13 protein-coding genes are annotated in these 13,945 nt (G+C 50.0%); 10 read left to right on the plus strand and 3 right to left on the minus strand.

Going from position 1 to position 13,945, the window contains the following annotated elements:
* The first annotated feature begins 8 nt into the window (after window positions 1-8).
* The 8 genes from EIZ48_RS25310 to nqrM all read left to right on the plus strand — a co-directional run bounded on the left by EIZ48_RS25310 (window position 9) and on the right by nqrM (window position 7,273).
* Window positions 9-1,349, plus strand: a complete 1,341-nt coding sequence (locus EIZ48_RS25310; RefSeq protein WP_160657848.1) for a Na(+)-translocating NADH-quinone reductase subunit A — start codon at window positions 9-11, stop codon at window positions 1,347-1,349.
* Between the two features lie 3 nt (window positions 1,350-1,352).
* The gene (locus EIZ48_RS25315) at window positions 1,353-2,597 is read left to right on the plus strand and encodes an NADH:ubiquinone reductase (Na(+)-transporting) subunit B (RefSeq protein ID WP_160657850.1); all 1,245 of its coding nucleotides are present in this window, start codon (window positions 1,353-1,355) and stop codon (window positions 2,595-2,597) included.
* Entirely contained in the window at window positions 2,587-3,381 is a 795-nt protein-coding gene (locus EIZ48_RS25320) for a Na(+)-translocating NADH-quinone reductase subunit C (protein ID WP_160657853.1), read from the plus strand. The genes EIZ48_RS25315 and EIZ48_RS25320 overlap by 11 nt, the downstream gene beginning before the upstream one ends.
* A complete protein-coding gene (locus EIZ48_RS25325; protein WP_075763756.1) occupies window positions 3,374-4,006 on the plus strand; it encodes an NADH:ubiquinone reductase (Na(+)-transporting) subunit D in 633 nt (210 codons plus the stop codon). Before EIZ48_RS25320 ends, EIZ48_RS25325 begins: the two co-directional genes overlap by 8 nt.
* 7 nt (window positions 4,007-4,013) lie before the next feature.
* Entirely contained in the window at window positions 4,014-4,610 is a 597-nt protein-coding gene (gene nqrE / locus EIZ48_RS25330; protein ID WP_075763758.1) for an NADH:ubiquinone reductase (Na(+)-transporting) subunit E, read from the plus strand.
* Between the two features lie 22 nt (window positions 4,611-4,632).
* Window positions 4,633-5,856, plus strand: a complete 1,224-nt coding sequence (gene nqrF, locus EIZ48_RS25335; protein WP_075763760.1) for an NADH:ubiquinone reductase (Na(+)-transporting) subunit F — start codon at window positions 4,633-4,635, stop codon at window positions 5,854-5,856.
* Between the two features lie 190 nt (window positions 5,857-6,046).
* Window positions 6,047-7,042, plus strand: a complete 996-nt coding sequence (locus EIZ48_RS25340; RefSeq protein WP_240153098.1) for an FAD:protein FMN transferase — start codon at window positions 6,047-6,049, stop codon at window positions 7,040-7,042.
* A 9-nt stretch (window positions 7,043-7,051) separates the two neighbouring features.
* Entirely contained in the window at window positions 7,052-7,273 is a 222-nt protein-coding gene (nqrM, locus tag EIZ48_RS25345; protein WP_075763764.1) for a (Na+)-NQR maturation NqrM, read from the plus strand.
* A gap of 71 nt (window positions 7,274-7,344) precedes the next feature.
* Here the strand turns inward: nqrM and EIZ48_RS25350 are convergent, their stop codons facing one another.
* Window positions 7,345-8,577, minus strand: a complete 1,233-nt coding sequence (locus EIZ48_RS25350) for a response regulator (RefSeq protein ID WP_160657858.1) — start codon at window positions 8,575-8,577, stop codon at window positions 7,345-7,347.
* A 235-nt stretch (window positions 8,578-8,812) separates the two neighbouring features.
* On the opposite strand from EIZ48_RS25350, the gene dinB reads away from it, so the two are divergent.
* Window positions 8,813-9,910 carry a DNA polymerase IV gene (gene dinB / locus EIZ48_RS25355; RefSeq protein ID WP_160657862.1) on the plus strand — a complete coding sequence of 366 codons (1,098 nt, stop codon included), beginning with the start codon at window positions 8,813-8,815 and terminating at the stop codon, window positions 9,908-9,910.
* Window positions 9,911-9,969: 59 nt separating this feature from the next.
* Here the strand turns inward: dinB and EIZ48_RS25360 are convergent, their stop codons facing one another.
* Both EIZ48_RS25360 and EIZ48_RS25365 read right to left on the minus strand, forming a co-directional pair.
* Window positions 9,970-11,427 (minus strand): beta-Ala-His dipeptidase, encoded by a 1,458-nt coding sequence (locus tag EIZ48_RS25360; RefSeq protein WP_160657864.1) that lies wholly within the window; start codon window positions 11,425-11,427, stop codon window positions 9,970-9,972.
* Between the two features lie 131 nt (window positions 11,428-11,558).
* On the minus strand, window positions 11,559-13,202 hold the full coding sequence (locus tag EIZ48_RS25365; protein ID WP_160657866.1) for a methyl-accepting chemotaxis protein: 1,644 nt from the start codon (window positions 13,200-13,202) through the stop codon (window positions 11,559-11,561).
* A 386-nt stretch (window positions 13,203-13,588) separates the two neighbouring features.
* Between EIZ48_RS25365 and vcdP the strand changes: the two genes are divergently transcribed.
* The gene (vcdP, locus tag EIZ48_RS31230) at window positions 13,589-13,678 is read left to right on the plus strand and encodes a small protein VcdP (protein WP_483875137.1); all 90 of its coding nucleotides are present in this window, start codon (window positions 13,589-13,591) and stop codon (window positions 13,676-13,678) included.
* The last annotated feature ends 267 nt before the right edge of the window (window positions 13,679-13,945 follow it).

The following is a 13,945-nucleotide window of genomic DNA, read 5'->3' on the forward strand; positions in this document are numbered from 1 at the left end:
AAGTGCGTATGATTACAATAAAAAAGGGTCTGGATATCCCAATTTCAGGGACTCCTGCCCAGGCGATACATGATGGTAAGACCATCACACGAGTCGCCTTGCTTGGCGAAGAATATGTTGGTATGCGTCCTACAATGCATACCCGCGTAGGGGATGTAGTGAAAAAAGGCCAGGTTCTTTTTGAAGACAAGAAGAACCCAGGCGTTAAGTTCACTGCACCAGCCAGCGGCAAGGTTGCAGAAATTAACCGTGGTGCGAAGCGTGTTCTACAGTCTGTAGTGATCGATGTAGAAGGCGACGAGCAAGTAAYATTCAACCGCTACGAAGCAGCTCAGCTGGCTCAGCTAGAGCGCAGCAAAGTTGTCGAGCAGCTTGTTGAGTCAGGTATGTGGACGGCTCTGCGTACACGTCCTTTCAGCAAGGTTCCAGCGGTAGATGCACAAACTCAGGCTATCTTTGTCACCGCTATTGATACCAATCCTCTGGCGGCCAACCCGGAAGTTATCATCAATGAACAAAGCGATGCTTTTGTAGCCGGTCTGACGCTTCTGTCTCGTCTGACTAGCGACAAGGTGATGGTTTGTAAATCTGGTGCTAGCCTGCCTCGTTCGAACGAAGCCAATATCGAAGAGCATGTATTCAACGGTCCACACCCTGCTGGYCTTGTGGGTACCCATATCCACACGCTATTTGGTGCAAACCTGGAGAACGTGGCATGGCACATCAACTACCAGGATGTGATTGCATTCGGTAAGCTGTTCCTGACYGGTGAGCTATACACTGATCGCGTTGTTTCTCTTGCCGGTCCTGTTGTAAACAGCCCTCGTCTGGTACGTACTCAAATTGGTGCGTCTGTCGATCAGATCACCGACTCTGAGCTAATGCCAGGTGAGTTGCGTGTGCTTTCAGGCTCAGTACTGAATGGTCTGCATGCGATTGGTGCTCATGCCTACCTTGGCCGTTACCACCTACAGGTAACTGCACTTCGTGAAGGTCGCGAGAAAGAGCTTCTTGGCTGGATTGCACCAGGTAAGAACAAGTTCTCTGTGACTCGCTCGTTCCTTAGCCAGTTCTTCCCTGGCCAGTTGTTCAATATGACAACGTCGACGAATGGTAGTGAGCGTTCAATGGTGCCAATCGGTAACTACGAGCGAGTAATGCCGCTTGATATTGAACCGACATTGCTACTTCGTGACCTGTGTGCMGGTGATGTTGACAGTGCACAGCAGCTAGGTGCACTAGAGCTTGACGAAGAAGATCTGGCTCTATGTACATTCGTATGCCCAGGTAAGTATGAGTTCGGCCCACTTCTACGTGAGTGCCTGGATACAATTGAGAAGGAAGGGTAATTCATGAGCCTCAAGAATTTACTCGAGCAGGTCGAGCACCACTTTGAGCCGGGTGGCAAGCACGAGAGATGGTTTGCGCTTTATGAAGCGTTTGCCACTCTTATGTATACRCCGGGTCAGGTGACGCGTTCTGGCTCGCACGTGCGTGATAGCATCGATCTGAAACGCATCATGATCATGGTGTGGTTTGCCGTTTTCCCAGCCATGTTCTGGGGGATGTACAATACCGGTCACCAGGCTGTTGTTGCACTCAACCACATGTACGCCGGTGAGCAGCTGGCTGCGATTATCGYAGGTGACTGGCACTACTGGCTGACAGAAATGCTGGGTGGCACCTTGTCGGCAGACGCTGGCTGGGGTAGCAAAATGCTACTGGGTGCGACGTTCTTCCTGCCTATCTACGCGGTTGTTTTTGCCGTAGGTGGTTTCTGGGAAGTGCTTTTCTGTATGGTGCGCAAGCACGAAGTTAACGAAGGCTTCTTTGTTACTTCTATCCTGTTCGCACTTATCGTTCCGCCAACACTACCACTTTGGCAGGCAGCACTGGGTATTACCTTCGGTGTTGTTGTGGCGAAAGAAATCTTCGGTGGTACAGGCCGTAACTTCCTGAACCCTGCGCTTGCAGGTCGTGCCTTCCTATTCTTCGCCTATCCGGCTCAGATCTCTGGTGATCTGGTTTGGACTGCGGCAGATGGCTTCTCGGGTGCAACGGCACTGAGCCAGTGGGCGAACGGCGGCCAGGCTGGTGTGATCAAYACSGTGACTGGCGAAGCAATCAGCTGGATGGATGCGTTTATCGGTAACATCCCGGGTTCAATCGGTGAAGTGTCGACGCTGGCTATCATCCTTGGTGGTGCAATGATCGTGTTCATGGGCATCGCTTCATGGCGCATCATCGCAGGTACCATGATTGGTATGATTGCGACGGCTACTCTGTTYAACATCATTGGTTCTGACACTAATGCAATGTTCAGCATGCCTTGGCACTGGCACCTGGTTCTGGGTGGTTTTGCATTCGGTATGATGTTCATGGCAACCGATCCTGTGTCTGCGGCATTTACCAACAAAGGTAAGTGGTGGTACGGCGCACTCATCGGTGTTATGGCGGTGCTGGTACGTGTAGTTAACCCGGCGTACCCAGAGGGTATGATGCTGGCGATTCTATTCGCTAACCTATTCGCACCTCTATTTGACAACCTAGTGGTTCAGGGCAACATCAAACGGAGACTAGCTCGTCATGTCAAGTAATAACGATAGCATTAAGAAAACGCTGATTGTTGTTATCGCATTGAGCTTAGTGTGCTCTATCGTGGTATCAACCGCAGCCGTTAGCCTGCGTCCGCTTCAGCAGAAAAATGCCGTACTGGATGTTCAGCGCAATATCCTTTCAGTTGCWGGCCTGCTTGAAGAAGGCACTAACGTAACCGAAGCTTACCATCAGTTCATCGAACCAAAACTGGTTAACCTTGAAACYGGTGAGTTTGTCGAGCAATCTGAAGCTGGCGTCGYACCTGCTGAATACAAGCAGCGTGCCGCGGCTAAAGATCCTAGCCAGTCTATCAAGCTATCTGGTGATCAGGACAAGGCAAAAATCATTCGCCGCGCGAATATTGCCACGATTTACCTGGTTAAAGATGCAAGCGACAACACTGAAAAACTGATCCTGCCTGTTCACGGTAATGGTCTGTGGTCAATGATGTACGCGTTTGTTGCAGTCGAGACAGACGGCAACACCGTATCGGGTATTACTTACTACGAGCAGGGMGAAACACCTGGGCTGGGTGGTGAAGTAGAAAACCCGAACTGGCGTGCTCAGTTTGTTGGCAAGAAGCTGTTTGATGAGAACAACAAGCCAGCAATTCGTGTTGTCAAAGGTGGCGCTCCTGCCGGCGATCTATACGGTGTAGATGGTCTGTCTGGTGCAACCTTGACAGGTAATGGTGTACAGAACACCTTCGACTTCTGGCTGGGTGATATGGGCTTTGGTCCATTCCTGACTAAGGTTCGTGAGGGAGGCCTAAACAATGGCTGATGCTAAAGAAATGAAAAAGATTCTGTTAGCGCCGGTTGTTGACAACAACCCAATCGCGCTTCAGGTTCTTGGTGTTTGTTCTGCTCTGGCAGTAACAACCAAACTAGAAACAGCGTTTGTTATGACGCTGGCGGTAATTTTCGTTACGGCGTTTTCTAACTTTTTCGTATCACTGATCCGTAACCACATTCCTAACAGTGTGCGTATCATTGCCCAGATGGCAATCATCGCTTCACTGGTAATCGTGGTTGACCAGGTACTGAAAGCCTTTGTTTACGACATCTCCAAGCAGCTGTCTGTATTCGTTGGTCTGATCATTACCAACTGTATCGTCATGGGGCGTGCAGAAGCGTATGCGATGAAGTCTGCGCCGCTGCCATCTCTTATCGACGGTATTGGTAACGGCCTGGGTTACGGTTTCGTACTTATCACTGTTGGTTTCTTCCGTGAACTACTGGGTTCGGGCAAACTATTCGGTGTTCAGGTTCTACCGCTGATCTCTGAAGGTGGCTGGTACCAGCCAAACGGTATGATGCTGCTTGCACCATCAGCGTTCTTCCTGATCGGTTTCATGATCTGGGCTATTCGTATTTTCCGTCCAGAACAAGTAGAAGCGAAGGAGTAAGGGGACCATGGAACATTATCTAAGCCTTTTAGTTCGTTCGATCTTTATCGAGAACCTGGCACTTTCGTTCTTCCTGGGTATGTGTACATTCCTGGCCGTTTCCAAGAAGGTTAAAACGTCTTTCGGTCTGGGTGTTGCGGTTACCGTTGTACTGGCTATCGCCGTACCTGCGAACAACCTGATTTACAACCTGCTGTTGAAAGACGGTGCGATTGTTTCAGGCGTTGACCTGAGCTTCCTGAACTTTATTACCTTTATCGGTGTAATCGCGGCACTGGTACAGATCCTGGAAATGGTTCTGGACCGCTTCTTCCCGCCGCTATACAACGCACTGGGTATTTTCCTGCCGCTGATCACAGTTAACTGTGCCATCTTCGGTGGCGTATCTTTCATGGTACAGCGTGATTACAACTTCGCTGAATCTGTGGTTTACGGTGTTGGCTCCGGTATCGGCTGGTTGCTGGCAATCGTAGCGCTTGCGGGTATCCGCGAGAAGATGAAGTACTCTGACGTACCTCCTGGTCTGCGTGGCCTGGGTATTACATTCATCACCGTTGGTCTAATGGCGTTGGGCTTCATGTCCTTCTCCGGTGTTCAGCTGTAATCAGGAAAATAAGGAATAATCAATGGATATTATTCTTGGCGTAGTTATGTTCACCCTGATTATCCTGGCTCTAGTATTAGTGATCCTGTTCGCTAAATCTAAGCTGGTACCATCAGGTGACATTACTATCTCAGTAAATGGTGATCCGGAAAAAGCAATTCAAACGGCTGCCGGTGACAAACTACTTAGCGCTCTTTCTGCAAATGGTATCTTTGTATCATCTGCATGTGGTGGCGGTGGCTCATGTGGCCAGTGTCGTGTGAAGGTGAAATCRGGTGGCGGTGAYATTCTGCCGACYGAGCTTGACCACATCACTAAAGGTGAAGCACGTGAAGGCGAGCGTCTTGCTTGTCAGGTTAACGTGAAAACCGACATGGATATCGAGCTGCCAGAAGAGATCTTCGGTGTTAAGAAGTGGGAATGTACTGTTCTTTCTAACGACAACGAAGCGACCTTCATCAAAGAGCTTGTGCTGCAGATCCCAGAAGGCGAGGAAGTACCTTTCCGTGCTGGTGGTTATATTCAGATTGAAGCTGAACCGCATCACATCAAATACGCTGACTTCGATATTCCTGAGGAATACCGTGAAGATTGGGACAAGTTCAACCTGTTCCGCTATGAGTCAATCGTTAAAGAGCCATCAATCCGTGCTTACTCTATGGCGTCATACCCGGAAGAGAAAGGCCTGATTAAGCTTAACGTACGTATTGCAACGCCGCCGCCAAACAACCCTGACGTGCCACCGGGTGTGATGTCCTCATACATCTGGTCACTGAAAGCTGGCGACAAGTGTACTATTTCCGGTCCGTTCGGTGAGTTCTTCGCGAAAGAGACTGATAATGAAATGGTATTCATCGGTGGTGGTGCCGGTATGGCACCAATGCGTTCTCACATCTTCGATCAGCTACTTCGTCTTAAGTCTAAGCGTAAGATGACTTACTGGTACGGTGCCCGTTCTAAGCGTGAAATGTTCTATGTTGAAGATTTCGATACGCTGGCWGCGGACAACGARAACTTCGAGTGGCATGTTGCCCTGTCTGATCCACTGCCAGAAGATAACTGGGATGGTTACACAGGCTTCATCCACAACGTGATCTACGAGAACTATCTGAAAGATCACGAAGCACCAGAAGATTGTGAATACTACATGTGTGGTCCACCAATGATGAACGCTGCCGTTATCGGCATGTTGAAAGATCTTGGTGTCGAAGACGAAAACATCCTGCTGGATGACTTCGGTGGCTAATAAGCTGCACCGCTAGAAGAAATTGGCTGATCCGGTTTGGGTCAGCCTTTTTTCGTAAACAGTATAGAAAACGTTTTTTATTGTGGTCATAACAACGGCTGCGCCAGTCAGGTGAAGCGATGACCCTAATAAAAAGTGACCCGTTGAAATCGAGAGTTGTTGAATGAAGATGTTTCTACGCAAGGCAATAATGCTGTTTGTCTTTGCTGTCACCCTGTCGGCATGCAGTGATCAGCGTGAATTGATCCACTTAAATGGATCGACGATGGGAACCTATTACTCAATCAAACTGATCAAGCAGGAGGGGCTACCAGATAGTAGCGTCATACAGACAGAGATCGATCGCCGCCTCGAGCTGGTCAACGATCAAATGTCGACTTACCGCAAGCACTCTGAGCTTAGCCAGTTCAACCAGCATCAGAGCAACCAGCCGTTTGAAGTGTCTGCCGATACTGCCAAGGTTATTGCTGAGGCGATCCGCCTGGCCAAGTTGACGGATGGTGCGCTTGATGTGACTGTCGGCCCGGTGGTTAATCTATGGAGCTTCGGACCGGAAGCACGTCCGGAAAAAACGCCGACGGATGAAGAGCTGGCTGCACGCCGTGACATCGTGGGTATCGAGCACTTGTCGGTCGCTGGCAATACGCTGACGAAAAAAATTCCAGAGCTGTATGTTGATCTGTCTTCGATTGCCAAAGGCTTTGGGGTAGACGTTGTTGCCGGTTACTTCGATGAGCTGAATGTTGTTGATTACATGGTTGAAATTGGCGGAGAGCTCACTATGCAGGGCAATAACGTTAAGGGCAAGCCTTGGCGTATTGCTATCGAGAAACCGACTGATGACGGTAGCCGAGCGGTACAGGAAATCATTGAACCGGGTGACATGGCTGTGGCAACATCGGGTGATTATCGCAATTACTTCGAGGAAGACGGCGTGCGTTATTCGCACCTGATCGATCCGAAGACGTGCAAACCGATCACTAACCGGGTTGTATCGGTAACGGTTCTCCATCCATCGAGCATGACTGCTGATGCGCTGGCAACAGCATTTTCTGTGATGGGAGAAGAAAAGTCACTGGAGCTGGCACAGCAAGAGAGTTTGCCGGTGTTGCTGGTTGTTAAAACCGAACAGGGCTACAAAGAGTATACCTCGGATGCCTTTGTTCCTTATTTGCAGAAGAAGTAGAGAGTTATCATGGTCGTATATCTAACCACGTTTGCTGTCTTTTTGCTGGTTATCGTAGCCATGGCTGTGGGCTACATTTTCCAGCGTAAAACGGTGAGCGGAAGCTGTGGCGGTCTTGACGGTATCGGGATTGCCAAAGAGTGTGATTGCCCGGAACCGTGTGACGCCCGTAAAAAGCGCGAGGCACGTGAAGCAAGACATGCAGAGTGGAAGAAAAATCAGATCATCTGATTCCTATCCACCCGAGCCACTAGAAAAAGCCTGAGCATGCTCAGGCTTTTTTATGGCAGGCAGACGGTAAACTAAATACTCTGGGCAACCTGTATTTGGTTCCTGCCACTTTCCTTGGCCCGGTAGAGATAGCTATCGGCAGTCTTGAGCAGGTCGCTAAGGGACTGGTTACCACTTACGGTGCCAATGCTGATTGTGACATTAAGCGTTGAGTTCTGATAGATAATATCCAAGCCATCGATGGACTGCCGTAACGCCTCCAGCCGGCTGGTGAACAGCTCAAAGTCTCCGCAGCTCAGAATGCAGAATTCTTCGCCGCCAAAGCGCGCGACAATGTCATCGGGAAAATGTTGCTGCAGTTGCTGACTGACCTGGATCAGCACTTCATCTCCGGCATCATGGCCGTATGTATCATTGACCTTTTTGAAAAAGTCGATATCAACCATGGCAATATTGCGAAATTCGCAACGGTCCTGGCTGCAGCTGTGATTGAAGAAGTAACGCCGGTTCCAAAGCCCGGTCAGTGAGTCCTGGTTGGCCATGCGATACAGTTTGTCAGCGGTATCCTTCATATTCAGGATATGGTGAATGCGGCAGTAGAGCTCTTCCTGATTAAATGGCTTTTTAAGGAAATCATTGGCGCCTGCTTTAAGAAACAGGGCTGTCATTGCATCGTCGTTACTGCCTGAAAGGCCGAGTATGGCAAGCTGGTTACGGCTGTACTGCTGGCGGATTTCCCGAACCATAGTGATCCCGTCTTTTTCAGGCATGTCATGATCGGTGATGATCAGGCTGATGTCAGGGTGTTGTTCCAGTTGCGTAATTGCCTCCTGGCCGTGGCAGGCTTCTATGACCTCGAGGTTTTGCCGCCTTAGCAGGTTGACCAAATGGTGACGGACGGTGGCAGAATCTTCCACCACCATGGTTTTGTGCTGATCATTGGCCTCAAGTCGCTGCAATAGCGGAATGAGGTAAGAGACAGAAGCCGGACTGTCTTTCAGCAGGTAGTCGATAACGCCCTTGGACAGAACGGTATCGCGGATCTGCGTGCTGAATTGCGCTGTTAGCACAATGACCTTAAGGTTTTGGCTCAAGACGAGATCAATGATTTCCCCGTCCTGACCATCCGGGAGGCAGTAGTCGAGTACAGTACAGAGAAAGTCTTTCTGCGCCGAAAGGATTTCTCTGGCCTGAGCAATAGTTTCGGCAAATACGGGCTCAAAACCTGCCTGTGTTAGCTGGATGTTGAGGTAATTTCGAAAGGCTCTGCTGTCTTCTACGACAAGGATTTTATATACCGACATTATTATTCCTTTACCCGATAGTGCAGGTCGTTACAGCTATCCTTGTGATTTTGTTTATTGAGTAATAGCATTTTTACGCCCTCAGCGGCAACACAAGATGCGCATAATTGTGCTGCGACGGGAGTAATCCTGGCCGTTTGTCTCAGATTCTGGCAACTGTATAAAAAAACAGTGGTATAATGGATGTATCCAGCGTGAGAGATTTCAATACTGAAGCCGTTAATTTCAGAGAGCTATGCCGCAGCCAAATGTCATACCCGCCCCCACTGCTACAGTGCAGCGTAAAATTATCCATGTCGATATGGATTGCTTTTTCGCCGCCGTTGAGATGCGTGATAACCCGGATCTGAAGAATAAGCCGATAGCTATCGGGGGACGTTCGGAGCAGCGTGGGGTGCTGAGTACCTGTAACTATCTGGCTCGCCAGTATGGAGTCAGATCAGCTATGCCGACAGCACAGGCGATGAAGTTGTGTCCGCACCTGACGCTTGTTGCCGGGCGGATGGGAGTATATCGCGAGGTATCGAAGCAAATCCGGGCAATCTTTCAGCGCTACACTGATAAAATTGAGCCCCTTTCGCTGGATGAGGCCTACCTGGATGTTACCGAATGTGAGGTGATGCATGGTTCGGCGACACTGATTGCTCAGGATATCCGCCGGGCAATCAGGGAAGAGCTGGATCTGACGGCGTCAGCTGGCATCGCACCTGTCAAGTTCATTGCCAAGATAGCATCGGATCTGAACAAGCCCGATGGCCAGTATGTAGTTACGCCTGACGATATCCCCGATTTTGTTGCTAATCTGAAGCTGGAGAAGATCCCGGGGGTTGGCAAGGTCACTATCCAGAAGCTACATGAAAAGGGGTTGTATATCGGCAGGGATGTCCAGGAGTATGATCGGCATTTGCTGCTGCAGCAGTTCGGTAAATTTGGTCAGTCTCTGTGGTCGCGGGCGCACGGGATCGATAATCGTGAAATTGTGGTTGAGCGCGAGCGCAAGTCGGTAGGTGTCGAGCGGACTTTTTCGAAGAATATCATCAGCTATGAGCAGTGTTGGCAGGTTGTCGAGGCGTTGTATCCCGAGCTGGAAAAACGTCTCAGGAAGGTGCGGCCGGAACTCAATATTGCCAAACAGGGGATTAAGGTTAAGTTTGCCGATTTTCAGCAGACAACAGTGGAGCACAGCCAGCCCAAGCTGGATAAGGCCCAGTTTGTCGGCCTGCTCAACGAGGCGTTGACCCGGCAGAAGGATAGGGAGATCAGGCTGATAGGGCTAAGTGTCGGGCTTGAACAAGGGCTCAGGGCACAGCAGCTCTCTTTCGAGGGTTTTTAGTGACAAAAAAGCGAGCCTCTATTGCTAGAGACTCGCCTTTTATTAAACGGATCTTGTCATTACTTAACCGGAATTGCCTTCAGGATAGCAACCATCTGTTCCCAGAACAGACCTACCGTTTCAATGTTCACTTTCTCGTCTGGCGAGTGCGGGAACTTGATTGTCGGGCCGAAGGAGATCATATCCATATTCGGGTACGGTTCTTTGAACAGACCGCACTCTAGGCCGGCGTGGATCACCATGATATTCGGTGTTCTGCCGTAGATGTTCTTGTACGTTTCGCGGAACAGGTGCATCACTTCTGAGTCTGCATCTGGTTTCCAGCCTGGGTAGGCACCAGAGAATTCGCACTGGGCACCGGCCAGCTCGGCAACGGCCTTAAGCATGCCTTCTACATTACTGCGACCAGAGTCGATCAGTGAGCGGATCAGACAAAGAATAGTGATTTTGTCAGCGTCGGTGGTAATAACACCGACGTTTAGTGAGGTCTCAACCACACCTTCGATGTCATCACTCATGCGGAGCACACCGTTCGGGCAGGCATTCAGTACCGCATAGACACGCTTCTGCGCTGTTTCGGTCAGTACGTCAGCAGGCAGTTCTGCAGGCTCGACAAACAGGTTGATGTCGGTTTCGACCTTGCCCAGTTCAGCAGTCAGAATTGACTGGTAGTGGGTGAATAGCTCGTTTAGCTTGTCAACGTTGGCAGCCGGTAGTGTCGCCAGGGCAAAGGCTTCACGTGGGATTGCATTACGCAGGCTACCGCCGGTCAGGCTAGTCAGACGCAAGCCAAGCTCTTCAGCGTGGGCAAACAGGAAGCGACCCAGCAGTTTGTTGGCATTGCCACGGCCGGTGTGAATGTCACAGCCAGAGTGACCGCCTTTCAGGCCTTTGATCACCAGTTTAACTGCTGCATGTTCAGCCGGTACTGTCTCACGCTCAATATCCAGCGTGATTGAACCGTCGACGCCGCCAGCACAGCCCATGTACACTTCACCCTCTTGCTCAGAGTCTGTGTTCAATAGGATGTCGCCTTCCAGCCAACCTTCTTCCAGGCCGAATGCACCTGTCATACCGGCTTCTTCATCGATAGTCAGCAGGACTTCCAACGGACCGTGCTCAACATTTTTTGCAGCCAGCACAGCCAGACATGCGGCCATACCCATGCCGTTGTCAGCACCTAGGGTCGTGCCCTTGGCTGTAACCCATTCGCCGTCAATGTAAGGCAGAATCGGATCTTCTGTGAATTCGTGTTCAGTGTCTTCATTTTTCTGCGGCACCATATCAATGTGGGCTTGCAGAACAACACCTTTACGGTCTTCCATGCCCGGAGTCGCAGGCTTTTTGATAAAGACGTTACCGACCGCATCACGACGTACTTCTAGCCCTTCACCTTCGGCAAATTTGATGATGTGCTGAGCGAGTAGCTCTTCATGCTTTGAAGGGTGGGGAATTGAACAGATTTGATCGAAGAATTGCCACACAGGTTGCGGTGACAGTTGACTGATTTCAGACACAGCAGTCTCCCTTATAAACTATTGGGCTTGAGCGATTCACTAGCTGAATATTGGCCAATGAACTATTTTATCTAGCAGAATAAACTATCGCGATTGCTTCAAGGATACCACTGTGTCTGAAACGTGGACAGTTAAATCTTAAATTGCGAAATATGGGCATTAAGATTGTGACCGCTCGCAAGAAGTTGCTCACTGGCAGCTGATATTTGCTCTCCTTGCTGAACGGTTTTTTGGCTGTGTTCCGTTAGCTGGGCAAGGTTGCTGTTGATCGCTTCGGCCGCCTGGGTTTGCTGGGTGCTGGCGTCGGCAATATGCTGGTTGAACTCACGGATAGTGGTGATCTGCTCGCCGATGGTAGTCAGCGTCCGGGCAACGTCATCGGCATGCCTGGCGGTGCTGGCAGATTGCTCTCGGGTTTGCACCAGGGCTTCACTGACCTCTATAGCCCGGGCCTGGAGGCTATCAATGATTTCTTCGATTTCGTTGGTGCTGGCCTGGGTGCGGGTCGCCAGGGTACGTACCTCGTCGGCAACCACGGCAAAGCCTCGGCCCTGTTCGCCGGCTCGGGCGGCTTCGATAGCGGCATTGAGCGCCAGCAGGTTAGTCTGGTCGGCAATGCCCCGGATCACGTCGAGCACCGAGCCGATGGTTTGCGAGTCTTTGGCCAGTGCCTGGGCACTGGTATCGGTATTATCTAACAGGCTGAGCAGAGCATGCATCTCAGCAGATGAGTTTGAGACAACAGAAATACTGGTTTTGCTCTGCTGGTGGGCATCCATGGCGGCCTCTGCTGCCTGACGTGCCGACTGCGATACCTGCTGGTTACTGGTATGAAGCTGAAGCATGGCGGCGGTCACGCTGTCGACGCCTTTATGCGACTCTGTTGCGCTGTTGACTGTGTGGGTCGCGACGGCATTGAGCTGGGTGGAGGTAGAGCTGATTTGTTCGCTGACAGGGGAGATGTCCTTCAGCATAATGCTGATCCTGCCGGCGAAGGTGTTGTAGGCTCGGGCAAGGCGGCTAAGCTCGTCATTACCATGGCTGGGAAGGCGGAGTGTCAGGTCGCCATCGCCTTCGGCAATATCCTGCATGGCCGAGAGAGTCTCTTCACAAGGGGCGGTGATGGAGCGGCCAATCGACCATGCCATCACAAACATAATGGATAACGAGCCCAGCAGGATCAGCCCGAGCTGTTTCATTTCGGCATAAAACTGGGCCTGGACGTCGTCGACATAGATGCCCGAGCCGATAACCCATCCCCATGGCTGGAATCCTTTGACATAGGAAATCTTCTCTACCGGGACTTCTGATCCGGGTTTTTCCCAGTAGTAGTCAACAAAACCGGCATCCTGTTGCTTGACCACAGCGACCATGTTCAAAAACAGCGGGTTACCGTGCGGGTCTTTAAAACCTGAGAGGTTCTTGCCGTCCAATGAGGGCTTGAAGGGGTGCATGACCATGTTAGGTGTCATGTCGTTGATCCAGAAATAGTCTTTTTCTTCATACCGGAGAGAGGCGATTGCCTGCTTGGCTTGCTGTTGGGCATCGGCACGACTTAACACGCCTTGTTGTTCCTGTTGGTAATAATAGTGAAACAGACTGTGGGCAGACTCGACGAGGTGGCGGGTTTTAAGGCGTTTCTGCTCCAGCATGCTTGACTGGTAATTGGAAGCGAAAAGAAGCAGAGGGATGAGGGACAGTACCGTGATGGTGATCCCCAGTAGATAAAGTCGCCGGCTGATAGATAATGCTCTTAGCTTATGTATGATGCCCATAACCTGTCCCTGTTTTATTGTCGTTATTATTTCCCCAGAACCCTTAGGGTATTTTGCGGCGGCATAACAAATCAAGAACTCGGTCGTAACACTTTAGTCGCGAATTGCTTAAATTGTGCAGTTCGATTCTGTAATAAAATTACAGAAAAAGGAGGCGTTGCGCACACAAAATAAAAAAGTGTGACGAAGTTAAAGAAAATGCTTGTAAGTTTATTACGGTAAGAGTATAGTTTACCCATCTTCTGGTGAAGACGAGATAACACAGTAAACCGCTCTAGGATGAGCCCGAGGTATCGCCTCCAAGGAACTGAGATTAAGTAAAGCCCTGATGGCTGAGCACTAAACGTTTTATGTGTTTTGATAACTTAATATTTATGGTGATAAAGATGAAAGCATTCGATTCAATTGCAAACTTTTGGAATAACCGTTCTGTGTTCACTGGTAACTTCCAGTACCCGAGCTCTTTCGGCTATTAATTTATGATGTTGTGTCTGAGTCCTAATGGTTCAGGCATGGTGTCCCGAGCAAGTATTGTTCACCCCCCTTTATTGAGAATTTGGAATATCCGCTTTTCGGCTATTCAAGACATTCTTCCGCCACTCCTTATTGGGGTGGCGTTTTTTTATCTATCAAATCCCTTATCTTTTGCCGTCAAACCTTGCAGTTTTTAATGTTATAGCGGTGTATTCGATTACATTGCATCTTAGGTAAGAAATTCATCATTATCTTGATGCATATTATCG

Source organism: Photobacterium alginatilyticum (assembly GCF_009910675.1).
Lineage (GTDB): Bacteria > Pseudomonadota > Gammaproteobacteria > Enterobacterales > Vibrionaceae > Photobacterium > Photobacterium alginatilyticum.